The following is a 25,386-nucleotide window of genomic DNA, read 5'->3' on the forward strand; positions in this document are numbered from 1 at the left end:
CGGAATAAGTCCGGTGAGGGTTTTTGGTGTATCCTTTCGAATTACAGTTTGAACTGACTTGTTTGTTGATCGAGTGACATCGTCGTTTGTTCCAGTTCTAACATCAGTTGATGAATCTGTTCAAATGAAGCTTGTTGATCACGCATTGATGCGGCGACTTCTTCATTCCCTGCAGCTAATTCTTCCATCACACCACTGACCGAACTGACCTGATTGACGACCTGATTGGCTTGTTGTTTCGAGTGAACGAGCTGTGTCGCCATGAACTGTAACGTTTCCGTGACTTCTCCGACATGACTTCTTGTTTCTTCAAACGCCGTTTTGACTTCAGCAAAGTTTTGTACTTGATGTTCTTGTTCTTTTTCGGATCGAAGCAAAGCGTCTTGTAAGACCGCACCGTCTGCTCGAATCGAACGCACGAGTGAAAAGATCGATCGTGTCGCTTGGTGTGTCTCATCAGCCAACTTCTTCACTTCGCTGGCAACGACGGCAAATCCACGCCCGGCTTCTCCCGCTCGGGCTGCCTCGATTGCCGCATTTAATGAAAGGAGATTCGTTTGGGCAGATACACTCGAGACAAGTTGCGCCATCTGTTCAATCTGTTGGGTTTGTTGTAAAAACCCGGCAAGTTGGTGACCAAGCTCTCGATTTTGAAGCGAAGCGGTTTCTAATGATTCTGCCTGCTCTTGCATGATTCTTGCACTTTTCCCCATCGTCGCATCGGCAAGTTGTCCTTGGCTTAACGCCTGTTGGGCCCGATGTTCACTTTGTTCAAATAAACTGCTCATATCCGTGATCGTACTCACGGTCGTCTGTAAATCGTCGGAGACGGTCTGGGTCCCGCTCGCCATCTCGTTAATGGCATGCGTCATGTTTCCAGATACTTCAACGATATTGGCATTTTCGGCCGTCGCCTGTTCGCTCATCTGATTGATCGTCGTCGATGTTTGACTGATCGTTCCGATGACCCCATGCAACGTCCCTTGCATCTGGGCGATTGCTGACTCAAGTCGACCGATTTCATCCGTTCGCCCCGAGATTTTTAATTGTTGTGACACATCCCCTTGCGAAATCTGTTCTGCCGTTTTTACGACACGACTGATCGGTCGTGTGATGCTCCGTGCGAAATACCAATTGTACAGTGCTAAAGCAATCAGCAGAACGAATGTCGCAATCAGGACAGAACGCGTCAGATTCAAGGTCTTGTCTTTTGCCTCTTGTTGTAAGACATCATAAAATTCCCCGTTCTTCGTATGTAACGTATATAAGTCACTTAACACCCCTTCGATTCGGGCAGCATATGATCGAATCGTAATCGGATTCAACTCATTTAGCAATGTCTCCCGTTCCGAGGATAACGTCGTATATTTCATTTTAGCCCGGTCCAAATCTTGTTGAAAACGATCGATCAAGTACGCTTTTTGAAGCGAATTCAATGCAGCTTCATTTTTTTTACTTAACGCTAGCGCTTGCTCCTTCTGATTTTCTGAAGGTTGACTGGCTAGTCGGTTCCAAGCAGCCTGCTCGTACAGTAATTTTGTCTCGAGTTCTGAAATCTCGACTAACTGTTTGCCGTAATCTTCGTTGTAGGATTGAATTTGTCGTAGTTCGAATAAGGTCCAGCCCATCAAGGCGACGACACTGACAATCGTCACGAGTGTCGATACTAAAAAGCGTTTCCGTAACGTCATTGCACGTCCACCTTCCCTTCAAGAATCTGTTGTTTCAGCTGTTCGAGTTGCTGTAATTCTTTTGGTGTGAAGCTGACATTACGAATCGGTGCGAGCTGGATTGCGCCGTCCTTGACACCTAAGACGATTTGACCCGACTGGAGACCCGACTCTTTTACCGAATCCCCAATTTTCGTAATCGCGAGATCAACTTGTTTCAGCATCGATGTCATGACCGCATCCGGTGCAATCGCCGTCTGATCGCTGTCAACACCAATCGCTTTGTTACCTTTTTTCTCAGCAGCTTCGAGGACGCCGCTCCCGGTTAAACCGGCTGCGGCGTACAACACATCCGCCTCTTTTTTCATCTGGGCATCCGCAAGTTGTTTTCCTTTATCCGGTGCGGCAAAGTCTTCCGCGTAATCGACCAGGACACGGATATCTGGATTGACAGCTTTTGCCCCTGCCACGTATCCTTTTTCGAACTTTTCAATGAGAGGCGACTTCATCCCACCAATGAATCCGATTGTTTCACTTTCTGACTGAATCGCCGCTGCTGCCCCGGCTAAGTAGCTTCCCTCGTCTTCTTTGAATGTGACCGATAAGACGTTCGGCAACTCAGATACCGCATCGATAATCGCAAACTGTTGTTTCGGATAACGTTTGGCGACTTTTTCTAAATCTGCCTGCCCCATGAAACCAAGACCTACGACAACGGTCGGCTTTTGTTTGGCCAATGTCTCAAAAGCGACGCCATATGACTTCGTTTCACTCAATTCTCTATAATCGATGAACCAATCTTCTTTTTCCCGAAGCAACGACATCCCACTCATCGCAGCGTCACTGAATGATTGATCGCCTAATCCTACATCAGACAACACGACTGCCATTTCGCGTCGTTCCTTGACTGCTTGCTGAGGATCATCGATGACACTGCCGCAACCTGCTAGACCCATCGTCAGTGCAAGTCCGGATAACCCGATTCGTTTTGACATTTTTCCACTTCCCTCCACTGTTCTACACTGGATTATCGGAAGGGATGTCTGACTTCTTAACCTTAAAATCAAATTCAGAATTATCCCACAACAAAAAAAGCGTCCTTTTCCCAACTTTCGTTGAAAAAAGGACGCGCACATTTCTTTATGTTTAACTTAGTAATCGCTGTCTGAAGAACCACCTGTGACGATCGCGATACCGGCAGAAGCACCGATTCGTGTCGCACCTGCATCGATCATCGCTTTTGCGCCTTCGAAATCACGGACACCACCTGAAGCTTTCACACCGATGTCAGGACCCACTGTTTCACGCATCAGACGGATATCTTCTACCGTTGCGCCGCCTGTTGAAAAACCAGTTGATGTCTTGACGAAGTCTGCGCCTGCTTTAACTGACAATTCAGCAGCCGTTTTGATTTCTTCTTTTGTTAAGAGACAGTTCTCGAAGATGACTTTGACAAGTGTTCCGTTTGCTGCTTCGACAACGGCACGGATGTCACGTTCGACAAGTGAAAGATCGCCGTCTTTTAACGCACCGATGTTTAAGACCATGTCGATTTCCGTTGCACCATTTTTGATCGCATCTTGTGTTTCAAATGCTTTGACTTCCGGTGTGTTGGCACCAAGCGGGAAGCCGATGACGGTACAGACTTTAACTGCATCATCTGATTTTAAGAGTTCTGCTGCGAGTGCTACGTTTGTCGGGTTGACACAGACACTTGCAAATTTGTATTCGAGTGCTTCCTTACAAAGTGTTTCGACTTGAGCACGTGATGTTTCTGCTTTTAACGCTGTATGGTCGATCATTCCTGCTAAATTCATGATTAGTTCCTCCTTAAGGGTATCCCTTAGACTCTGTTTCCATTCTATCACGTGAGAAGTCTGACTTCTATCTTTTTACGCGACTTTTCGCAGTTGTTTTTTCCGAATCAACAATCCGTTTAGCGTAAAGACCAAAGCAGCCGACCAAATGAATGTAAACGCAATCAAGTGTGTTCGTGTAAAGGGTTCGTCGTACAGGAGGACACCGATCGCAAGCGACAAGGTCGGGGCGACGAACTGAAGAAAACCAACGACCGTAAACGGAATCCGTTGGGCGCCAAAACCGAACAATAACAAGGGCACAGCCGTGATGACTCCCGTCAAAACGAGCCCGATCGTTACGAAGCCGGACGAAGTAAACGTCTCTTGTCCACTGATCCCCATGTAACCTAAAAATAGGATCGCAATCGGTAACGGTGCCAACGTCTCGATGGTCAGACTGACGGTTGATTCAAGCGGGCGTTGTTTTTTGACGACACCGTAAAACCCAAAGCTGAAAGCAAGCGCCAGCGAAATCCAAGGAAATTTCCCGTAACCAATCGTCAAAATCAAGACCCCGATCGTCGCAAGTACAATCGCCAGCCATTCAATCCGCGATAGTTTTTCCCGAAAAAAGAATACTCCGAAGATGATACTGACAATCGGATTGATGTAATACCCAAGTGATGCCTCGACAATAAAATTATGATTGACTGCCCAAATATAAATGAACCAGTTCATACTGATGATCAGTCCGTTTAGAAAAAAGAGTCGACGTGTAAATGGATTTTTTAAGGCTCCCGCGAACTTTGGTAATGCTTTTTGGACGTATAGTAACAACATCAAAAAGATGAAGGACCAGACAATCCGATGTGCTAAAATTTCTTCGCTCGAGACGCTTGCGAGCAACTTCCAGTAAATCGGCAACAATCCCCAAATGACATAGGCGGCTAATGTTGCGATTAAGCCCGATTTATTCATTGTTCATTTCCTCTTTTCTGGATTACGACACTTTTTTCATTTTGATCCGACCATTTGAAATCCCGCTGATCGTAAATAAGGCTACAGCCAACCAGATAAACAAGAAGGCGATCAAATGAATCGTCGTGAAGATATCATTGAATAAAAAGACACCCAACACCAACGTCAACGTCGGGGCGATATACTGTAATATCCCGACATAGACGAATGGAATTTTCGGCATACCGTATCCAAACAACATCAATTGAATCGCGGTTGCTACACCCAGCATGATGATGGCAAATAAGGATTCTGTCGGTAAAGCCATTGGATTTGAACCAGTGATGCTAAGCGTCATTAGAGCAAATGGTAACGTCACCAACGTCTCGAGAAATAAACCGGACAACGGTTCCGCTGCCGCCTTTTTCTTGAGAACACCATAAAAAGCAAACGATACCGCGAGTGAAAACGCGATGATCGGAAACTTTCCGTACCCAAACGTCAAAATCAGGACACCGCTGATAGCGCTGACCATTGCCAGTAGTTGGGCCCGGTTTAAACGTTCTCCGAAAAACAATAGTCCGAACAGTACACTGACGAGCGGATTGATATAGTAGCCGAGTGACGACTCGACGATATACCCTTCCCCGATTGCATACAGATAGAGCGTCCAGTTCCCACCAAGGACGAGACCAGCCGCGAGAACGGTATTACGCTGGCGTTTATTTTTCCAAAGCTGTTTGACATGCTTGAATTTCTTGGTCATCCGTAATAACAGGCTGACAAAGACAAAGGCACTGATGATGCGAATCGAAACGACCGTCCATGCCGGTACCTCATCCGCAAACAGTTTATAGATCGGTAACAATCCTCCAATCACGTAGGCGACGAAGGTCGCACTCATTCCCCGTTTATCCACGATGAACCTCCTTATGTATATACAAGTAAAGCCGCCATCATCATGGCGACTTTTTCAGCTTATTGTTGATCAAGAATCTGGAACAATGTCTTCATTTCTGACTCCGTCAAGTCGCGCCATTCACCAATCGGTAAATCACCGAGTTCGACGTTCATGATCCGGACACGTTGCAGGCGTTTGACCCGGTAACCAAATTCTTTGCACATCCGGCGAATTTGCCGGTTCAGCCCTTGTGTCAAAACGATTCGGAACGTCCGCGACTCGAGCTGTTCAACGACACATTCCTTCGTCGTCGTTCCAAGAATGTCGACGCCGCTCGCCATACCTTCGATGAACGTTTCCGTAATCGGTGCGTCGACCGTTACGATGTATTCTTTATCGTGGTTGTTTTCCGCCCGTAAAATCCGGTTGACGATATCCCCATCGTTCGTCAAGATGATCAATCCATCGGAATCTTTGTCGAGTCGCCCAATCGGGAAAATCCGTTTCGGATGATTGACGAAATCAATGATGTTGCCTTCGATGTCACGCTCTGTCGTACACGTGATCCCGACCGGTTTGTTTAAGATCAAATACTCGAGCTCCGGCTTCGCTTGTAACGGTTGTCCATCAATCTCGACGGCATCTGTTTTTTCGACCTGCGAGCCGAGCTCGGCCACGTTTCCGTTGATCGTCACACGTCCGGCATCGATTAATTTATCGGCAGCCCGCCGGGAACAATATCCTGTTTCACTGATGAATTTATTGATTCGCATAAGTTTGTGTCCTCTTTCTCTTTTATAATCTTTACTCAGTGTAGCGTATCCGTTACTTGAAAACAAAATAATTTGTCACTCCAAAAATAAGGGGCTGACTCAAAAAAAGAATTACTCGTCTTTTCACGCCCTTTCCTCAGGCGAGACACAAGCCAGTTTTCCTGCCTCATTCAGGCAGGAAAGCTGGTCTTGTTTGTCTCTGACAGCGCAAAAATGCGCTTTTTCCTGTAGGAGTTGCGTGTAACGAGTAATTCTTTTTTTTACGAGATAAGGGTGACTTTTGAGTCAGCCCCCATTTCAGATCGCTTGTTCTTTTAATGTCTCCATGACGCGGACGAATTGTCCGTCGTTCATCGGATAACCCGCTTTAGTGATTTTGACACGAACGAGTTGACCAATCAATGATTCGTCCCCTTCGATCGCGACACGTAAGTAATTGTCGGTATAGCCGACGAGACGACCCCCTGCTTCTTCCGAAAATTCTTCCGGAATGATTTCAAGCAGTTCTCCCTCGTATTTCGAAGCATATTCTTTCGCCAGTTGATCCGATAAGGCAATCAACCGAGCGACACGTTGTTCTTTCACGTGTTCATCCACTTGATCCTCCATCATCGCAGCCGGTGTTCCGGTCCGTTTCGAATACGGGAAGACATGCAGTTCGCTGAACTTGTGATCGTTGATGAAGTTAAACGTCTCCATGAACTCTTCTTCCGTCTCCCCCGGGAAACCGACGATGACGTCAGACGTGATCGCACAATCCGGCAAGACTTCTTTTAAGCGAGTAATCCGTTCACCAAACTCCGCCATCGTGTATTTCCGGCGCATCCGGCGCAAGACCGTATCCGATGCCGATTGAATCGGAACATGGAGATGCCGGACGACGATCGGCGAATCTTTTAAGACGTCCAGTACTTCATCTGTGATTTGACTCGCTTCAATCGAAGAAATCCGAAGCCGTTCGAGACCTGTCACGGACTCCAGCGTTTTTAACAATTTCGCCAAGTTATAGTCTTTGAGGTCTTCCCCGTAACCGCCCGTGTGAATACCGGTCAGGACGATTTCCTTATAGCCCGCATCCACTAGTTGTTGTGCTTGTTTCAAGACATCTTCCGGTTGACGTGAACGCATCAGACCGCGTGCCCAAGGAATGATGCAAAACGTACAGAAGTTGTTGCAACCTTCTTGGATCTTCAGAGAAGCCCGCGTCCGGTCCGTAAATGCCGGGACGTCGAGTTCTTCGTAGACTTTTGCCTTCATGATGTTACCGACGGCGTTGATCGGCATCCGTTCTTCGCGGAATTGTTCGATGTAACCAATCATCTTGTGCCGGTCCTGCGTCCCGACGACGACATCGACCCCGGGAATCGCCATGATTTCAGCGGGAGATGTCTGGGCGTAACAACCGGTGACACAGATGACACTGTCTGGATTTTGACGGATGGCCCGTCGGATGACTTGGCGGCTCTTTTTGTCGCCCGTATTTGTTACTGTACATGTATTGACGACATAAACGTCGGCATGATTTGCAAAGTCAACACGTCCATATCCCGCATCCTTGAACAGTTGCCAGACGGCTTCTGTCTCGTAATGATTGACTTTACAACCAAGCGTTTGAAAGGCAACAGTTGCCATTTCACTCACCCTTTCAATTCAAAATGATACGATACGGCGGACAGGACATAGAGTGGTGCCGTTTCCGTCCGTAAAATCCGTCGTCCGAGTGATGCCGGCACGAAACCACCAGCGGTTAAACGCGTTACTTCTGTTTCCGTCAGTCCACCTTCCGGACCAATCACAACCAATAAGGAGTCGCCGGACTGAAGCCGCGACAGCGTAGAAGCGAAGGCTGACGCCTCCCCTTCTTTCGCCGATTCTTCATAGGCAATCAGACACGCCGTATAATCAGTAGTACTTTGTAGGACTTCATCATACGTCACATACTCAACCGTCGGCAAGTGCGCCCGGTATGATTGCTCTGCTGCTTCTTTGACGATTTTTTCGAGTCGTTCCAGCTTTTTCGGAACTTTTTTGGCGTCCCATTTGGCGACAGAACGGGCCGATTCAAAAACAAGTAGTTGATGAACTCCAAGTTCGGTCGCTTTTTGTGCCACGAGTTCGATCTTATCACCCTTCGGTAACGCATAAGCAATCGTCACGTGGATCGGGAGTTCCGTCTCGATTGGCAATTCTTCAATCATTTCCGCGACGGCCGTTTGCTTTTCGAGCTGCTCAAGTCGGCAACGAAACAGTCCTGTTCCGTCCAACACTAAAATCTCATCACCGACATCCATCCGCATGACGTTTTTCATATGATGGGCGTCGTCTTTTGACAGTGTAAAGGTGTTTCCCGCACGTGCGGTCTGTTCGACGAAATATCGTTGCATCGGCTTAAGCCTCACGTTTCGCGATGATTGCGACCCAGTCTTCAAGCTTCGTCGTTTCGACAATTGTGAATCCGGCTTCCACCATCGCGTCACGCACCATGTCTTTTTTCTGACCAATGATGCCGGAAGCGATGAAGTGACCGCCCGGCAAAGTCAGTTCATAGGCATCGTTTACGAACAATAAGATGACTTCAGCTAAGATATTCGCGACAATCAACTCAACCGGTTCTTTCAGTTCTTTCATCAAATCGCCTTGACGGACGGTGACTTGTTGACTGACTTGATTTAATGCCACATTGTCCGTTGCCGAACGAACCGCGACTTCATCTAAATCAAGCGCAAAGACGTCTTTTGCTCCGAGTTTAGCCGCTGCAATCGCCAGGACACCGGAACCCGTACCAACATCAACGACCCGGTCGTTGTCTTGGAGATAGTTTTCGATCGCCTGAATACAGAGGACTGTCGTCGGATGTGTTCCGGTTCCGAATGCCATTCCGGGATCCAGTTCGATGATCTTCTCATCCGGTTGTGGTGTATAGTCCTCCCACATCGGGACGACCGTCAAATGCCGGCTGATCTTGACCGGTTTATAAAACTGTTTCCACGAATGTGCCCAGTCTTCTTCATCCACTTGAGTGAGCGTGACAGTTCCTGCACCAATCGTCAGACCGAATTTCGTCAGCATTTGAATATCACGTTCGATTCCTTTGATCGTATCCGTCAAATCGCTACTTTCTGCAAGATACGCTTTGACGAGGACGCCGCTATCCGGATATTCGTCCCGTTTCTTCTCATCCCAAATTTCACCGAAGTTATCTTCACGGTGTGACATCACTTCGAAATCCTCTACATCCTCGATGACGACCCCACTCGCTCCTGCTTCATGTAAAATATTCGAGACTGCCTCGATCGCTTCTTGTGTCGTATGGACACTGACTTCCGACCATTTCATTATCTGTCACGCTCCTTTAGTGATCACCCTGTAAAGAATGTTTTGATTCGGCTGAATACGCCTTCGTGTTGTTCCTCGACACCTTTTTCATCACTGATTTCATTAAATTCACGCAGTAACTCTTTTTGACGATCAGTCAGGTTTTTCGGCGTGATGATGACGACATTGACGTATTGGTCCCCCTGATGTCCTGAACGCACGTTTGGCATCCCTTTGCCCCGCAGACGGAAACGTGATCCGGTTTGTGTGCCTGCTGGGATCTTGAGGCTCACTTTTCCATGAACGGTCGGCACTTCGATTTCATCCCCAAGTGTCGCTTGGGCAAATGTCAGTGGCATGTCCATGACGATGTGATCATCCACCCGTTCGAACAATTCATGTTCGCGGACACGGACGACGACGTACAGATCACCAAACGGTCCACCATTGACGCCTGCTTCTCCTTTACCAGCAAGACGAATCTGTTGTCCGTTATCGATCCCTGCTGGAATTTTGACACGAACATCTTTGTTTTTACGAACGCGACCGGCACCACGGCATGTTTCACATGGTTCTTTGACGATTTGACCTCGTCCGTGACATGTCGAACATGTTGTTTGGTTCACGACACGACCAAACATCGTGTTTTGTTCAACGTTGATGTGACCAGATCCACCACAACGCTTACACGTTTCTGGATGCGTGCCTGGTTTAGCGCCTGAACCGTGACAAGTGCCACAATCCTCTTCGACTGGAATCGTGATGACTTTCTCGACACCCGAGACAGCTTCCATGAAGTCAATTTCTTCGACATATTGGAGGTCTTGTCCTTTACGTGGTGCGTTCGGATCTTGACGGCGACCGCCACCAAAGAACATATCAAAGATATCGCCAAATCCTTCAGCTCCGCTGAAGCCAGCTCCACCTTGTGATGGATCTTGGTGACCAAACTGATCATAACGGGCGCGTTGATTATCGTCCGATAACACCTCGTATGCTTCAGAAAGCTCCTTGAATTTTTGATCGGCATCCGCCTCTTTATTGACGTCCGGATGATACGTACGAGCTAACTTTCGGTAAGCTCGTTTGATTTCTGCTGCTGAGGCATCGCGCGCGACGCCCAAGACTTCATAATAATCGCGTTTTTCCACGTGCATTCTTCCTCTCTTTGGTTCCGATTCATTTCATACTGTTTGATTTTACCGAACTTCATGCGACATGGAAAGAGCCAAAGCGCGGATTACGCTTTGGCTCTCTCTAGCGCCCGAAAGATCGGTCGATTGAATTATTTGTTGTCTTTGTCGTCGACTTCTTCGAATTCTGCGTCCATGACGTTGTCATCTTGTCCACCAGCTTGTGCGCCTTCAGCGCCCGCTTGTTGTTGAGCCATGTTTTCGTAGACTTTTTGTGTCAACTCTTGAACGACTGTCGACAATTCGTCTTTTGCCGTACGAATCGCTTCGATGTCTGTTCCCGCAAGGGCAGTTGTGACTTTTTCTTTTGCTACTTCTGCTTTTTCTTTGTCAGCTGCGTCAATTTGCTCACCGAGATCTTTGACTGCTTTATCTGTCGCGAAGACAAGTTGATCGGCTTCGTTACGAAGTTCCACTTCTTCTTTACGTTTGTTATCCGCATCTGCGTTCGCTTCTGCATCTTTGACCATTTGGTCGATGTCCGCTTCAGTCAAACCGCTTGATGATTGGATCGTGATTGATTGCTCTTTGTTTGTACCAAGATCTTTGGCTGATACGTTAACGATTCCGTTTGCATCGATGTCGAATTTAACTTCGATTTGTGGTACACCACGTTGTGCTGGCGGAATGTCTGTCAACTGGAAGCGACCAAGCGTTTTGTTGTCAGACGCCATCGGACGTTCCCCTTGAAGAACATGGATATCAACGGCTGGCTGGTTGTCAGCTGCTGTCGAGAAGACTTGTGATTTAGAAGTCGGGATCGTCGTGTTACGATCGATCAGTTTCGTCATCACGCTACCCATTGTTTCAATTCCGAGTGAGAGTGGTGTCACGTCAAGAAGAACAACGTCTTTGACGTCACCTGTCAATACGCCACCTTGAACTGCTGCACCAAGAGCAACGACTTCATCCGGGTTAACGCCTTTGAATGATTCTTTGCCTGTGAAGTCTTGAACTGCTTTTTGAACCGCTGGGATTCGTGTTGATCCACCAACGAGGATGATTTTGTCGATTTTATCTGGAGTCATGCCAGCATCGCTAAGTGCGCGACGTGTTGGTGCCATCGTCCGTTCGACGAGGTCAGCAGTCAGATCGTCAAATTTCGCACGTGATAATGTCATTTCAAGGTGAAGTGGACCTGCTGCGCCAGCCGTGATGAATGGAAGGCTGATTTGTGTCGAAGAAACACCTGACAGGTCTTTTTTCGCTTTTTCAGCAGCATCTTTCAAACGTTGAAGTGCCATTTTATCTTGAGCAAGATCGATTCCATTGTCTTTTTTGAATTCTGCGACAAGATGGTCGATGATTTTTTGGTCAAAGTCATCTCCACCAAGACGGCTGTCACCAGCTGTTGAAACAACTTCAAAGACACCGTCACCCAGTTCAAGGATCGAGACGTCAAACGTACCGCCACCTAAGTCATAGATCAAGATCGTGTGGTCTTCGCCTTTTTCAAGACCGTATGCAAGTGCTGCTGCTGTCGGTTCGTTGATGATCCGTTTAACGTCAAGACCAGCGATTGTACCTGCATCTTTTGTTGCTTGTCGTTCTGCATCGTTGAAGTAAGCAGGAACCGTGATGACCGCTTCTGTAACTTTTTCACCGAGGTAGTCTTCTGCTTGGGCTTTTAATTTTTGAAGAATGATGGCTGAGACTTCCTGTGGTGTGTAGTCCTTACCTTCAACCTCGACTTTGTAGTCTGTTCCCATGTGACGTTTGATCGACATGATTGTGTTTGGGTTTGTGATCGCTTGACGTTTTGCGACTTCACCGACTTGACGTTCGCCGTTTTTAAAGGCAACGACAGATGGTGTTGTCCGGTTTCCTTCTGCGTTTGCGATAACGACAGGCTCTCCGCCTTCCATTACTGCGACACATGAGTTTGTAGTTCCTAAGTCAATACCAATGATTTTTGCCATGATAAATTCCTCACCTTCGAATAGTTAGTGTAGTGAAACCAGATGGTACTCTTATTTATTCTGCGACTTTAACCATACTTGGGCGGATGACACGATCGTGTAACTTGTACCCTTTTTGGAACTCGGCCGTGACGACGCCTGATTCATGTTCGTCACTTGCTTCTTGAACGACAGCTTGGTGTAAGTTTGGATCAAATGCTTCGCCAACGGCAGGAATCTCAACGACACCTTCATTTTGAAGCGTCTCAACCAATTGTCGTTTGACCATCTCAACACCCGCTAAAACAGATTTCGTTTCTTCATTGTCTGATTCAATCTGAAGTGCACGATCTAAATTGTCGACGAGCGGGAGTAATTTCTCGACGATCGCTTGCGAAGAATACTTCGCCCGGTTTTCTGCTTCAATCCGGTTCCGGCGTTTGAAATTATCAAAGTCTGCCCGAAGACGTAACTCTGACGCTTTTGCTTCCGCAAGTTGTGCCTCAAAATCAGGAGCCGGTGTTTCTTCGACGAGATCAGCTTGAACGACCTCTTCTTCCGTTACTTCGACTGTTTCTGTTGCTTGTTCGGTAACTTCTTCATTATTATTGAGGTTTTGATTCTGCTCTTTTTCTTCCACTCTGAATCGAGCCCCTTTCTATATTCAATCCAAGCTGTTTTTACGCAACTCGGTTTGGAATGCTTGGAGAAGATGAATGATCGAATTGATGCCTCGATTGTAATCCATCCGTTTTGGACCAATCAGCGCAAGTGTGCCAAGCGAAATCCCGTCTACGGAATAATGCGCACGAATCACACTACAGTCCTTCAGGGCATCGACATTGTTTTCACTACCGATCGTAATCAAAATCTGATTATCGAGATTCGGACTCAAGAAATCAAACAATGCTTCCTGTTGTTCAATCAACTCAAGAACAGGTCGCAACTTGGCGACATCTTGAAATTCCGGTTGGTCAAACATATTTGCTTTACCGCCCAGATAAATCAACGGACGTTCGTTGTCTTGATCCATCAGGACGATATCAAGTGCTTTTGACAGCAACGTCGTCTGTTCCGAATGTTCGGAACGAAACCGTCTGATTTCTTCTAACAGACGTACACGAAGCTGACTCAGCGGTGTACCGCGCAACGTTTGGTTCAACCGTTCCATCAGGCGACTTGCTGCCTCTCGTGAAAGTGCTTCTGCTAACTGAAGGGTTTTATGTTCGACATGCCCCGTTTCGGTCACGAGAACGATGACGACACGTCCTTCCGCTAACGGAATCAACTCTAAGTGATGGAGGCGTTGCCCTTCTTCTTTTGGTCCTAATACAAGCGTCGTATAATGGGTCAATTCGCTCAACAGGTCCGCTGTATGTCTGATCAACCGATCATTTTCATTCACGGAATGGGCAAATAACGATTTTAATGCTTTTGCCTCTTGCGGTGAGATGCTTTCCGGACGAATCAGATGATCGACATAAAATCGATATCCAAGCTCGGATGGGATTCGGCCAGCAGATGTATGTGGCTTCTCAATCAATCCCATCTCTTCGAGGTCCGCCATCTCATTTCGAATGGTCGCGGAACTGAACGTCACGTCACTCCGTTTCGAGAGCGTCCGTGAGCCGACGGGTTGAGCGGTTTTGATATAATCATCGACGATTGCACGTAAAATCAACAATTGGCGATCCGTCAGCACCTTCTTCACCACCTTATTTTGTTAGCACTCACTTTTAACGAGTGCTAATTACATCTTTACTATAAGGAATCCCGGAAATGATGTCAACCAATTTGCTGAACCCTTTGAAGACTTTCCCATTCTGCGATACAGTGAAACAAACAACCAAAAGGAGGAGTGAGATGTTAGAACTGTTTGCAATGGCCGGCGTGTTCGTCTGGGTCTTCATCGCAGTCCTTGGAACAACAGCATACTTCTTGCGAAAATCCAAAAAATAAAACGGCGTCTGCATACTTTCGTATGGACGCCGTTTTGTTGTCGAAATTGAACCTGTCATCGTGCTGATTTTTCGTTATTCCATCTCCGCTTCCCCGATGAACTCGGCAAACACTTCATTGGCGAGCGGTACACCTGCATCCGTCAAGCGGATGTGTGTCGCTGTCCGCTCGACTAATCCGCGTGGCAATAACTTCGCAATCGTTTTCCCAAACACTTTGTCGAGGGACAGTCCGTACTTGTGTTCGAAATGTTTCTCGGATACGCCTTCCTTCATCCGGAGACCAAGGAACATTTCCTCTTCCATCCGTTCGACTATCGTCAACAGTGTTTCATTACGGACCGGTAACCCTTCCGCTTTGATGTAGTGTGGAATCGGTGCGATGTTCGCCCGACGTGTCTGATTGATGTAACTGTGGGAACCAGCCCCAAATCCGTAGTATTCGTCATTCTCCCAGTAAACCCGGTTATGACGACTTTCCCGATTCGGTAAGGAGAAGTTCGAGATTTCATATTGTTTTAAGCCACCTGCTTCAATCGTCTCGATCATCAAGCGATACATATCGGCTTCTAAATCCTGTGTCGGCAAAGGTAACTTTCCTTTGCGTTCTTGAATCGCAAAGACCGTATGCGGCTCAAGGATTAAGGAATAGGATGAGATATGGGTGATCGGCAACCGTAAAGCCCGTTCGACATCGTATTTAACTTGTTCGAGCGTTTGATTCGGTAGTCCGAACATCAGATCGACGGAAATGTTATCAAACCGTTTCGCTGCGTGATCAAGCGTCTCCGCGACTTTCGCCTCCCGGTGTGTCCGTCCGATCCGCTCGAGCAATCCGTCGTCAAACGACTGGACACCAAAACTGACCCGGTTGACCCCTCCCGCTTTCATGATGTCGAGTTTTTCGGGTGAGACGCCGTCCGGGTTCGATTCGACCGTATATTCAAGCGTCTCATCCGTTAACGGAAGCAAATGTTTTGTAATGATGTCCATCAACCGTTGCATCTGGGGTTCATTCAACGCGGTCGGCGTTCCTCCGCCGATGAAAATCGTTTCGAGGCGGTCGGTTGGGTACTGCTGTAACGTGAGTTCGATTTCCCGTTCTAACGCATCGAGATACTCGGCGACCGGTTGGTTTTTTAAAAATACTTTATTAAAGTCACAGTAATAACAAATATGTTCACAAAATGGAATGTGGACATATGCGGCGCGTGGTGTCATTTCGCCTCATCCTTTCTCAACTTAAACAGAAAAAGGGTGCGTTAGACGCCCCCTTGGTTTATTTCCTCAATCTTCATCCATCGATAGAACCGACATGAAGGCTTCTTGCGGCACTTCTACCGAGCCTACCATCTTCATGCGTTTCTTACCTTCTTTTTGCTTCTCAAGCAATTTACGTTTCCGTGAAATATCTCCACCATAACATTTCGCAAGAACGTTTTTCCGCAACGCTTTAATTGTCGAACGGGCGACAATCTTCGTTCCGACCGCTGCTTGAATCGGTACTTCAAATTGCATCCGTGGGATCAATGCTTTTAATTTATCAACGATGACCTTACCTCGTTCATACGCAAAATCACGGTGAACGATGAAGCTCAAGGCATCGACGTTTTCATTGTTCAAGAGGATGTCCATCTTGACGAGACGTGACTGCTGGTACCCGATCAATTCATAGTCAAGTGATGCATATCCTTTTGTACTCGACTTCAGCTGATCAAAGAAATCATAAACGATTTCCGACAACGGGAGTTCGTATGTGATTTTGACCCGTGCCGTATCGATATATTCCATATCGATGAACGTCCCACGTTTCTTTTGACACAGTTCCATGATCGCCCCGACATAATCGTTTGGCGTCATGACAGCCGCTTTGACGTAAGGTTCTTCGATGAACTCGACTTTTTGTTGTTCTGGCATCTTCGACGGGTTATCGACGTGGAGAACTTCCCCAGCCGTCGTCGTCACATGATAAATAACCGATGGCGCCGTCGTGATCATATCGATGTTAAATTCACGTTCAATCCGTTCCTGAATGATTTCCATGTGAAGCATACCAAGGAATCCACAGCGGAAACCAAATCCAAGAGCCTGTGATGTTTCCGGCTCGAATTCGAGGGCCGCATCACTCAACTGAAGACGTTCGAGCGCTTCCCGTAAATCATTGTAACGTGCTGCATCAATCGGATAGAGACCACAGTACACCATCGGATTCATTTTCCGATAGCCCGGTAAGGCCTCAGTAGCTGGCTGTTTCGCAAGCGTGATCGTATCTCCGACCCGGACGTCTCCAACCGTTTTGATGGACGCCGATAATGTTCCAACGTCTCCGACTGTCAATTCCTTCTGACGAAGTGGTTTTGGTGTCGATACGGCCAGTTCAAGGACTTCAAAATCTTTTCCTGTCGACATCATACGAATCTTATCACCGATTTTCACCGTCCCGTTGACGACACGAATCGATGCCACGACACCACGATAGGCGTCATAATATGAATCAAAGATCAACGCTTCGAGTGGTGCTTCCGGATTTCCTGTTGGTGCCGGAACTTTTGCGACGATTTGTTCGAGAATCTCTTCGATTCCGATTCCGGCTTTCGCCGACGTCGGAACAGCTTCAGACGCATCGAGTCCGATGACGTCTTCGATTTCTTGACGGACACGTTCTACATCCGCCGACGGTAAATCGATCTTATTGATGATCGGCAAGATTTCTAAATCGTTATCAAGCGCCAAATAGACGTTTGCAAGCGTCTGGGCTTCGATTCCTTGCGCCGCATCGACGACGAGTACAGCGCCTTCACAAGCAGCAAGCGAGCGTGATACTTCATATGTGAAGTCGACATGTCCCGGTGTATCGATCAGATGGAGGATATATTCCTCACCATCTTTTGCCGTATACTTCAACTGGACGGCATTCAATTTAATGGTAATTCCACGTTCACGTTCCAAGTCCATCGCATCCAGCGTCTGATCTTTCATTTCGCGTGATGTCAAAGCACCTGTTTTTTCTAAAATACGGTCTGCAAGCGTCGATTTCCCGTGGTCAATATGGGCGATGATCGAGAAATTTCGAATACTTTTTTGCCGCTTTAAACGGTCTGCATTATTCATGTTTATAGTCACCTTACCTTATAGTCAAACGTACATACGCTTCATTATACCAAAAATCACACGGGGTGTACCATCTCGTTTTGTTTTCCCAAAAAACAAAAATCCAAAGAAACCCTAGAGCTGTTATTGCTTTTAAGAAAAACGTTTGCTACAATTGTGTTTGTTCTGTTGAACGATAAATGCAGATATGCGAATATAAATCTCGAATGAGTTTTCTTGGAGGTGAATCATCCATGGCTAACATTAAATCAGCAATCAAGCGTGTTAAAACAGCTGAAAAACGCCGCGTCGCTAACGTACAACGTAAATCGTCTATGCGTTCAGCAATCAAAGCAGTCGAAACTTTCGCTACTGAAGGCAACAAAGAGCAAGCGCTCGTAGCTTTCAACACAGCGTCTAAGAAAATCGACAAAGCTGCTGCTAAAGGTCTTATCCACAGCAACAAAGCTGGTCGTGACAAATCACGTCTCGCTAAACTCGTAAACGCACTTTAATTCTTTTCTGAAGAATACAGTGATCGATCGCCACTTGGAGCTTGCTCCAGTGGTGATTTTTTTATGTCTAAAAACCACCTGGCCAGAGTACTGTCAGGTGGTTTTCTTCAAGCTTTAAATCGATCGACCATCACATGATGCGGGCCAATTCCTTCAATTTCAAACGATTCACTTGCGATGGTCAGCCCGATCCGCTCGTAGAATGGAACTGCCACGAGTCGGGCATTACACCACCAACCACGCGCTTGTCGTTCGACTAACACGTTTCGCGCTTCTTCAATCAATGCCTTCCCGAACCCTTCACCCCGAACATCAGGACTCGTCGCCATCCCGCGCAATTGATACGTCAATTCAGAATCTTGTTCAAACGAACGTTTTGAAAATGTACCAATTGCAACAACACGCCCATTTTTGATTCCACCGAGATGGAATGTCTCTTCCGCATGGTCATCCGGATACATACATGCTTCGATCGGTTGATGCGGACGTAAGACTTCATGTCGAAGCGGAATCACTTCGGATGCTTGGATCATTCGAATTTCCACGTAATCTCCTCCTTACAAAGTTGCTAATCGAACGACGAGCGCATCAAATAAAATGCGTTTATCGCCTCGTCCGGTCTTCATCCCTTCGTCCGTCGTCGTAATGGCAATCAAGGCTTGTTCGAGCTGGGCGAACGTAAATCGTTTTCCGGATTGTAATGCCAGTTTGATGGCATAAGGATGGGCACCGACTTTCGAAGCGATTTGTCGCTCTCCATAACCTTGCTCGGCTAACCGTTTCGCTAAGAGCATCATCCGGTATTGACGCGCCATCAATCCAAGTAAAGCCAATACTTCCTGACCTTGCTTCTCTAAATCACGGATCAAACGAATCGCTGGTTCGAGTTGGCGTTTCATCAAATAATCGGTCAATTGAAATACATTGTCTTCCAACGTCCGCGGGACAAGTAGATTCACATCCTCCAGCTCAATCGTCGGATGATCTCCTGCATACAGCATCAGTTTATCCAGTTCATGTGTCAGCGTCGCCCACATCTCACCCGTCAAAAAAATCAGTCGTTCGATGGCCGGGCGTTCCATTCGATATCCTTTGTCATTAACCGCGTCCATCACAAAACGAAATAATTCTTCCGTTGTTGGTTTTTTCGCTTCAAGCAATACCGCACGATCTTTTAGACGTTTGACGATCGTCTTACGTTCGTCCAGTTTCTCAGCTTCGACAATCAGGACGACGATCGCATAATCAGCTGGTTTGATGATGTATTCCGCTAACCGGTCGACGTTATGTGTTTTTTTATCTTTTGCTCCCGTTAAAAAAGTCGCCGGTTTTGCAATGACAACACGGTAGTCACTCAAAAAAGGAACGGTTTCTGCTTCATCGAGTACGGCATCGAGCGGCTGGTCATTCAAATCGATTTTCATATAATCAAACCGCTCGCCGTCCGGCAAGGCAGCTTTCACGATTTCACGTTCCCATTCTTCCAAAAGGTGCCGTTCAGTTCCGTATAATAAATAAAGGTTCGCCAGTTTTCCGTTGACAAGCCAAGGAGTTTTCATCTTCCCCACCACATTTCACAGTTTGTTCTTAACTTCATCATAGATAATCCTCTTTTATTCCGCTATACTAGAAGCGGAATCTATTTTTAGGGGGAATGCAGCATGGCACATTCAGTACGCCCACCAAGTGAGAATGCGTTTGAAAACGATATTCAATCAAAACGTAATGACGCGCTTGACTCTGCCGTCGGTTTTGGCGCATCGTTCGGTTTTTTCGCAGTCTTGTTCATCATTGGCGTTGTAATCAAATTCTTAAGTCTATAATCACTAAAACAGCAACCTTGGGGGGTTGCTGTTTTTTATTTTAGCATAGGTTCACAACCCGTTGCTGAACAAGTTATCATTCCTTCTTGATCGGTCCGCATGATGGTCCGACCTCTTATTCGCTCCAGTACTTCTGCATGGGGATGACCATACCGATTGTTTCGTCCGGCTGAAATGATGACGATCTCCGGGTCAGTCCGTTCCAACAATTCTTTTCCTGTCGATGTCTTTGAACCATGATGTCCGGCTTTCAGGATGTCTACTTTCCCGACTGACCACTCCTCCTCTTCATCGACACTGGCATCTCCTGTCAATAAAACCCGCTTTCCTGCGACATCGGCCAGCAGGACGATCGAACGGTCGTTTTCTTCCTCCTCACTCCCTCGCGGAGCAAGGACACGCAACCAGGGGCGAATCCGTTGCCCGGATCGGACGAATTCAACTCGTGCCCCCGTCGCTTCAATCGTTTTGACCAATTCTTGTCGTTTCTCGTCTTCGTTATCGTATCGTCCCAGGTAAATCGTATCAACCTGTACTTTCTGCAGTAGTCCGACAAGACCACCGATATGGTCGTGATCGGCGTGGGTCAGGATCAAACCGTCAATTTGCTTCTCAGATCGTGTATACAGAAAAGGAGCGACGATTTGCCCACCTGGATCGAAGGGGCGTAAAGGAGGGCGTTTCGAGAGTGAATACGCACCGCCTGTATCGACAACAAACGTCTCCCCGTCTTTTTCGACGACCGTACTGTCCCCTTGTCCGACATCAAGAAAGGTAATCCGTTCCCCTGTCCGCACATCCATCCATGTACTCGCTAATGCGAGGCACAGTAGCGGGATCACATGCCCGAACCATTTGCGTTCAGCTACCCACCACCCCGAAAACACACCAGCTACGACAGCCGCCCAGAGCGGGAGTGGTAACAGATGCAGTGCTAGCGAAGACAACGGTAATCGTTCTACCCATGCTAAGGACTGATCGAGTAATGAAATGGCTTGACCATGAAGAGGAATGATCGTCGTCGACGTTGGCAGCAAGATGGTCGCACTCGCGAGAAACGACAGCGGTAGGATGATCCATTCAATCCATCCCCCTAAGACGATATTCAACACTGGAGACCAGACGGAAAGTTCCGTCTGCTCCGTTAGTTGTAAAAACAGGCTCGTCATGACTTGTGCCCACATACTGATCAACAACCAGTTCCACGGACGAGGGATGCCTTCCCACAAGTTACGGGACAATAAGAGAAAAATCGTTAACCCCACCGTCAATTGAAAACCAACATCATATAAGCTAGTAAAGGAGACCGCTAATTGAAGGGACGCTACCCAAGCAACGACCATCAAAGGGTCCGGTCGGCGGCTGATGCGATAGCAAAACAAGAGGAACATCGCGACACATACAGCACGTGTCACCGGAGGACTCCATTCTGTCAACCAACCGTACAGCGGTAACAATGCTAAGAGGAACTCGTATCGACGCTCCCTTGTCAATCGGAGCTTCTTTAAGACCCATAACATCGTCCAAATCAAAAACGCGATGTGCGAGCCGGAAATCACGATGGCGTGGAGTAATCCAAACTTCTTGAACCGCTCTAGCGTCGTCTGATCCATCAGACGGTCTTCTCCTAAGACAAGTGCTTCGATATAAAGGGCTTGTTTGATGGGAAGTTGCTCAATCCGCGCCATCCATCGTTGTCGAATGCGGCGTCCGTTCGCTTCATATCCCGGTGTCTCGGAACAGTCTCCCCACTGTTCGACCTCATACTTCCCTCGTAACTGTTCTGTCCGCATCCAGCGTGCCTCATCAAAACCACCCTCGTTCATCCTCGGCAGGACAGGTACTTCTTTTAGCGTCACCTCACAGCGCTGTCCAATCCGTTCGTAATCAAGATGCGTTGCATCATCAAGCGTTGCCGCGACGACGATTGTTTGTGTTTGCGCTTCTGCCAGATAACGAATCCGGTCTCCGTTCTGTTTGGCATCAAGGATGTCGATGACCGTGATTTCTTTTAACGTGGGAGGCGTGACGACATGAAACAGGAAAAGCAGACTCAGTCCACAGATTGTCAGTAGATGAAACGTCGACAGCGACCATGCTTTGAGGACTCCGATGCTTGCGAGCACCGCGACGAACCAGAGGGATTCTTTGCAGGCAATGAGCAGAATGATAAAAAACAAAGGAAATAGAGGCATTAGTAGACAATCAAATAGGCTTTCAGATTTTCCAACGTCTTCGGTCCAAAGCCTTTGACGTCCCCTAAATTTGCATATGTCGCAAATCCACCCTTATCCTCTCGGTATTGTAAAATCGCAGTTGCTTTCGCCGGACCGATACCAGGGACTTCTAATAACTGTTCTTCCGTCGCCGCATTCAAGTCAAGCAGTCCTTTCGGGACATCGGCCGCCGTTTTTTCCGGTGACTTGGACTTGGACGACCGTCCCTTCTTTTTAGTCGGAACAATCAACTCCTGACCGTCAATCAAACGTGCAGCTAGATTCAATTGATGGGTGTCTGCTTCCGCTGTCACATCTGCTCGCTTGACGGCATCTTGAACCCGGTCCCCGAGACGGAAGGAATACGGTCCGGGACGTTTTACGGCTCCTTTGATGTCGACCATGATTTTTTTTTGGAGAAGCTGCTCTTCTGATTGATCTTCCGCCTGTGCATCCTGTTCATGTTTGACGATCGCTGGTTTTTCAACAAGCGCTTCGTTCGAACAAGAAGGCAGTGGAACGAATAATACGATAAGTAGTAACACGACTACTGCTCCAGTAGCAAATTGTTGTAAGCGTGGAATCGTCATCAGTATCCCTCCTGTCTTTCGACTGTATCAATTTTTCCGCGACCATCGTTTTTCGTTAACTTCTTTTTCTCCTCCGTCTCTTGAACACTAATCGCCGTCCGTCCTTCCTTATGGGCGATTATTTGCGGCTATTCGCGATTAACGCAAAAAAAACCATCAACCTGGACTTGGTTGATGGTCTTGGCAACTCTTATAGTTTTTCAGCGACGAAAAAAATGCGCTCAGCTGTCTCGGTCGGAGCATCGGACGTAAAGTCGCCCGTCACCGCACGCACACGGAAACCCGCCTCGCGTAACCAGGTGATATACTGCTCAGGTCGATACGTCCGTTGGTGATGCGTTTCGTCGACACGGTCATATCGTCCATCTTCCCCTTCAATGAAAAACGTCAGTTCATGGACGACGGACAACGGAGACTCACCGGGATCGGCAAACCAAATATACGAACTTTGTTCGGCATGGGTCGCATATGTTTTCCCGTTGAAAAGGGTCTCCATCTTATGTGGCGAATGGACATCAAATAACAATAATCCACCGTCCTGTAGCAAACGTGCCATACTCTCAAACGTCTGTTTGACATCTGCTTCTGTTTGCAGATAATTCAACGAGTCGCACAAAATCGTAATCGCATCGACCGGTGCCGGCAGTTCGAGTTCCCGCATGTCCTGTACCCAAAAGTCAATATGTCGTCCTGTTTCCATCGCCTTTTCTTGAGCGATTTCAAGCATTTCCTCTGACAAATCGACGCCTGTGACATCGTAATGATCGGCGAGTAACAACGTCGCTGTTCCCGTACCACAACCAATATCAGCAACTGTTTTCCCTGGCTCCACATGTTTGAGGACCCACGCCACCCACTCGGGGTACGGAACATCTTGCATCAGTTCGTCATAGACATACGCAAACTGTTCGTACGCCATTAGTCGATCTCGACTTCTACTTTAGGAGCATCTGCCCATAATTTCTCGAGGTTGTAATAGTCACGGTCATCGCGGTGGAACACATGGACGACGACGTTTTCAAGGTCAGCGAGGACCCAACGTGCCGCATCCATTCCTTCGAGTCGTTTGATCGGCAATTCGTTTTTGTGAGCAACTTCTTTTACTTCACGTGCAATCGCTTGAACTTGTTTTTCGGAGTTCCCTTCACAGATGACGAAGTAATCCGCAATCGGTGAAATTTTCGACATGTCGAGTACGACGATGTCCTCGGCACGTTTATCATCAATAGCATTTACGATTAATTTTAATTCTTGTTCGACTGTCATAGGACGGTCCCCTTTCGTTTTTCCGCGACGAACGCATTGTACGTCTCAATCGTCAACGGAAAAATCACTGTTTGTTTTTTACATAAAAATTCAATCGTCTGCACAAGTGTCGCAATGACCGCTTGCGTCAAATCTTTTTGTGCAATCTGCCGGAGTTGTTCGACACCCGGATAATTCCGGTTCGGTTCAATGGCATCCGCAACGAAAATCACTTGATCGAGTAACGGCATATTAGGCGCACCCGTCGTATGATTCGCAATCGCCTGATAGATGGATGCATCCTCGATCCCAAGCTCACGCTTGACGAGTTCTGCCCCAATCGGTGCATGCAGTAATTCATCGTCATACATCAATAAATCATCCAAACCTAACTCGACTGCTATCGTACGCATATAGGATACATTCCGATACTTGGCGTAGTCATGTAGCATTGCGGCTAATGCGGCTTGCTCTTTTGAAACTCCATTCTGTTGCGCCAGTTGAATCGCCGTCTCGACGACCCCTAACGTATGAATGTACCGTTTTTCCGGTAAGGTCTGTTCAATGATTTGTTTGGCTTCTTCAAGTCGCATAGAGTTTCCACTCCTCGATTAATTGTCGGACCGGTTCCGGTACAAGATAACGAATGCTGCGTCCTCTTGCGACCCGTTGCCGGATATCGGTCGAAGATACTTCAAGCAACGGCATATCGACGGCTGTGACCCGGGCACCCTCCGGTATCAAATACTGATTTCCTGGACGGGCAACAGCCCCAAAGCGAATTTCTTCATACAATTCTTCCGCCCGGTACCAAGTATCCAGATTGACTAACGAATCGGCGCCTAACAAAAAAAAGAAATCCTGTTCCGGATACCGACTCTTTAGTTCACGAATCGTATCCAACGTATACGACTTCGCTTCACGTTCAAATTCAATATCCGATACAAAAAAGGCCTCATTGGACTGAATCGCGGCTTGAACGAGCTGAAGTCGTTTCGTTGCACTCGTGATTGTCGATTGTTTATGCGGCGGAAGTTTTGCCGGCAAAAACCAGACCTCATCGAGTCCAAGTTGTTCCTTCGCTTGTTCTGCGATCAACAGGTGTCCGATATGCGGCGGGTCAAATGTCCCGCCCATCAGACCAATCTTCATCGTGGTAATTGAAGTGTCTTATTCTCTTTCGACTCTTTATAGAGAACAATGACCTTACCGATGACTTGTACCAAATCTGCATTTGTTCCGTCAACGAGTTCCGACGCGACATCTTTTGGTGCTTCCGCACAGTTTTGCAAGACTTGTACTTTCAATAATTCACGTTTTTCGAGTGCGTCCATCAAATCAGCACACATCGCTTCACCGACTCCATTTTTTCCAACTTGGAAAATCGGGCTTAAATCGTGGGCAGTTGCCCGTAAATACCGTTTTTGTTTACCTGTTAACATC

General features: G+C 47.3%; 26 protein-coding genes. 2 read left to right on the forward strand and 24 right to left on the reverse strand.

Annotated features, from left to right (window positions below; translation table 11 throughout):
* Positions 1-41: 41 nt before the first annotated feature.
* From KNQ13_RS01545 to lepA, 15 genes are all read right to left on the reverse strand, one after another.
* On the reverse strand, positions 42-1,691 hold the full coding sequence (locus KNQ13_RS01545; protein ID WP_014969777.1) for a methyl-accepting chemotaxis protein: 1,650 nt from the start codon (positions 1,689-1,691) through the stop codon (positions 42-44).
* Complete coding sequence (locus KNQ13_RS01550; RefSeq protein ID WP_026831009.1) at positions 1,688-2,665, reverse strand: BMP family lipoprotein; 978 nt, start codon at positions 2,663-2,665, stop codon at positions 1,688-1,690. Before KNQ13_RS01550 ends, KNQ13_RS01545 begins: the two co-directional genes overlap by 4 nt.
* Before the next feature lie 156 nt (positions 2,666-2,821).
* Positions 2,822-3,487 (reverse strand): deoxyribose-phosphate aldolase, encoded by a 666-nt coding sequence (gene deoC, locus KNQ13_RS01555; protein ID WP_014969775.1) that lies wholly within the window; start codon positions 3,485-3,487, stop codon positions 2,822-2,824.
* A 75-nt stretch (positions 3,488-3,562) separates the two neighbouring features.
* Positions 3,563-4,447: an EamA family transporter RarD gene (gene rarD / locus KNQ13_RS01560; protein ID WP_014969774.1), complete on the reverse strand. Its 885-nt coding sequence runs from the start codon at positions 4,445-4,447 to the stop codon at positions 3,563-3,565.
* A gap of 22 nt (positions 4,448-4,469) precedes the next feature.
* Positions 4,470-5,345, reverse strand: coding sequence for an EamA family transporter RarD (rarD, locus tag KNQ13_RS01565; protein WP_026831008.1), 876 nt, complete (start codon positions 5,343-5,345; stop codon positions 4,470-4,472).
* Positions 5,346-5,404: 59 nt separating this feature from the next.
* Positions 5,405-6,100, reverse strand: a complete 696-nt coding sequence (gene rluF / locus KNQ13_RS01570; RefSeq protein WP_014969772.1) for a 23S rRNA pseudouridine(2604) synthase RluF — start codon at positions 6,098-6,100, stop codon at positions 5,405-5,407.
* Between the two features lie 297 nt (positions 6,101-6,397).
* Complete coding sequence (mtaB, locus tag KNQ13_RS01575; RefSeq protein ID WP_026831006.1) at positions 6,398-7,732, reverse strand: tRNA (N(6)-L-threonylcarbamoyladenosine(37)-C(2))-methylthiotransferase MtaB; 1,335 nt, start codon at positions 7,730-7,732, stop codon at positions 6,398-6,400.
* Positions 7,733-7,737: 5 nt separating this feature from the next.
* Entirely contained in the window at positions 7,738-8,484 is a 747-nt protein-coding gene (locus tag KNQ13_RS01580) for a 16S rRNA (uracil(1498)-N(3))-methyltransferase (RefSeq protein WP_026831005.1), read from the reverse strand.
* Between the two features lie 4 nt (positions 8,485-8,488).
* A complete protein-coding gene (gene prmA / locus KNQ13_RS01585; RefSeq protein WP_014969769.1) occupies positions 8,489-9,436 on the reverse strand; it encodes a 50S ribosomal protein L11 methyltransferase in 948 nt (315 codons plus the stop codon).
* A gap of 23 nt (positions 9,437-9,459) precedes the next feature.
* Entirely contained in the window at positions 9,460-10,566 is a 1,107-nt protein-coding gene (gene dnaJ, locus KNQ13_RS01590) for a molecular chaperone DnaJ (protein ID WP_014969768.1), read from the reverse strand.
* A 134-nt stretch (positions 10,567-10,700) separates the two neighbouring features.
* Positions 10,701-12,527, reverse strand: a complete 1,827-nt coding sequence (gene dnaK / locus KNQ13_RS01595; protein WP_014969767.1) for a molecular chaperone DnaK — start codon at positions 12,525-12,527, stop codon at positions 10,701-10,703.
* A gap of 55 nt (positions 12,528-12,582) precedes the next feature.
* A complete protein-coding gene (gene grpE, locus KNQ13_RS01600) occupies positions 12,583-13,146 on the reverse strand; it encodes a nucleotide exchange factor GrpE (RefSeq protein ID WP_014969766.1) in 564 nt (187 codons plus the stop codon).
* A gap of 24 nt (positions 13,147-13,170) precedes the next feature.
* On the reverse strand, positions 13,171-14,208 hold the full coding sequence (gene hrcA / locus KNQ13_RS01605; protein WP_014969765.1) for a heat-inducible transcriptional repressor HrcA: 1,038 nt from the start codon (positions 14,206-14,208) through the stop codon (positions 13,171-13,173).
* 331 nt (positions 14,209-14,539) lie between these two features.
* On the reverse strand, positions 14,540-15,685 hold the full coding sequence (hemW, locus tag KNQ13_RS01610; RefSeq protein WP_014969763.1) for a radical SAM family heme chaperone HemW: 1,146 nt from the start codon (positions 15,683-15,685) through the stop codon (positions 14,540-14,542).
* 66 nt (positions 15,686-15,751) lie between these two features.
* Complete coding sequence (gene lepA, locus KNQ13_RS01615; protein WP_014969762.1) at positions 15,752-17,575, reverse strand: translation elongation factor 4; 1,824 nt, start codon at positions 17,573-17,575, stop codon at positions 15,752-15,754.
* A 233-nt stretch (positions 17,576-17,808) separates the two neighbouring features.
* Here lepA and rpsT point away from each other — a divergent pair, with 233 nt between their 5' ends.
* Positions 17,809-18,069: a 30S ribosomal protein S20 gene (gene rpsT, locus KNQ13_RS01620; RefSeq protein ID WP_014969761.1), complete on the forward strand. Its 261-nt coding sequence runs from the start codon at positions 17,809-17,811 to the stop codon at positions 18,067-18,069.
* A 107-nt stretch (positions 18,070-18,176) separates the two neighbouring features.
* Here the strand turns inward: rpsT and KNQ13_RS01625 are convergent, their stop codons facing one another.
* Both KNQ13_RS01625 and holA read right to left on the reverse strand, forming a co-directional pair.
* Entirely contained in the window at positions 18,177-18,614 is a 438-nt protein-coding gene (locus tag KNQ13_RS01625) for a GNAT family N-acetyltransferase (protein ID WP_014969760.1), read from the reverse strand.
* Between the two features lie 12 nt (positions 18,615-18,626).
* The gene (gene holA / locus KNQ13_RS01630) at positions 18,627-19,628 is read right to left on the reverse strand and encodes a DNA polymerase III subunit delta (protein ID WP_014969759.1); all 1,002 of its coding nucleotides are present in this window, start codon (positions 19,626-19,628) and stop codon (positions 18,627-18,629) included.
* A gap of 102 nt (positions 19,629-19,730) precedes the next feature.
* On the opposite strand from holA, the gene KNQ13_RS01635 reads away from it, so the two are divergent.
* Positions 19,731-19,892, forward strand: a complete 162-nt coding sequence (locus KNQ13_RS01635) for a YqzM family protein (RefSeq protein WP_012369678.1) — start codon at positions 19,731-19,733, stop codon at positions 19,890-19,892.
* A 35-nt stretch (positions 19,893-19,927) separates the two neighbouring features.
* Here the strand turns inward: KNQ13_RS01635 and KNQ13_RS01640 are convergent, their stop codons facing one another.
* From KNQ13_RS01640 to yhbY, 7 genes are all read right to left on the reverse strand, one after another.
* Positions 19,928-22,087 carry a DNA internalization-related competence protein ComEC/Rec2 gene (locus tag KNQ13_RS01640; protein ID WP_026831004.1) on the reverse strand — a complete coding sequence of 720 codons (2,160 nt, stop codon included), beginning with the start codon at positions 22,085-22,087 and terminating at the stop codon, positions 19,928-19,930.
* On the reverse strand, positions 22,087-22,698 hold the full coding sequence (locus KNQ13_RS01645; RefSeq protein ID WP_026831003.1) for a ComEA family DNA-binding protein: 612 nt from the start codon (positions 22,696-22,698) through the stop codon (positions 22,087-22,089). The genes KNQ13_RS01640 and KNQ13_RS01645 overlap by 1 nt, the downstream gene beginning before the upstream one ends.
* Before the next feature lie 190 nt (positions 22,699-22,888).
* Positions 22,889-23,617, reverse strand: coding sequence for a class I SAM-dependent DNA methyltransferase (locus KNQ13_RS01650; RefSeq protein WP_014969756.1), 729 nt, complete (start codon positions 23,615-23,617; stop codon positions 22,889-22,891).
* Positions 23,617-23,964: a ribosome silencing factor gene (rsfS, locus tag KNQ13_RS01655; RefSeq protein WP_014969755.1), complete on the reverse strand. Its 348-nt coding sequence runs from the start codon at positions 23,962-23,964 to the stop codon at positions 23,617-23,619. The genes KNQ13_RS01650 and rsfS overlap by 1 nt, the downstream gene beginning before the upstream one ends.
* Complete coding sequence (gene yqeK / locus KNQ13_RS01660) at positions 23,961-24,536, reverse strand: bis(5'-nucleosyl)-tetraphosphatase (symmetrical) YqeK (protein WP_014969754.1); 576 nt, start codon at positions 24,534-24,536, stop codon at positions 23,961-23,963. The genes rsfS and yqeK overlap by 4 nt, the downstream gene beginning before the upstream one ends.
* The gene (nadD, locus tag KNQ13_RS01665) at positions 24,526-25,095 is read right to left on the reverse strand and encodes a nicotinate-nucleotide adenylyltransferase (RefSeq protein WP_026831002.1); all 570 of its coding nucleotides are present in this window, start codon (positions 25,093-25,095) and stop codon (positions 24,526-24,528) included. Before nadD ends, yqeK begins: the two co-directional genes overlap by 11 nt.
* Positions 25,092-25,385 carry a ribosome assembly RNA-binding protein YhbY gene (gene yhbY / locus KNQ13_RS01670; RefSeq protein ID WP_026831001.1) on the reverse strand — a complete coding sequence of 98 codons (294 nt, stop codon included), beginning with the start codon at positions 25,383-25,385 and terminating at the stop codon, positions 25,092-25,094. Before yhbY ends, nadD begins: the two co-directional genes overlap by 4 nt.
* Position 25,386 lies beyond the last annotated feature (1 nt).

It is taken from the genome of Exiguobacterium sp. s128 (assembly GCF_018618815.1).
Taxonomy (GTDB): Bacteria; Bacillota; Bacilli; order Exiguobacteriales; family Exiguobacteriaceae; genus Exiguobacterium_A; species Exiguobacterium_A antarcticum.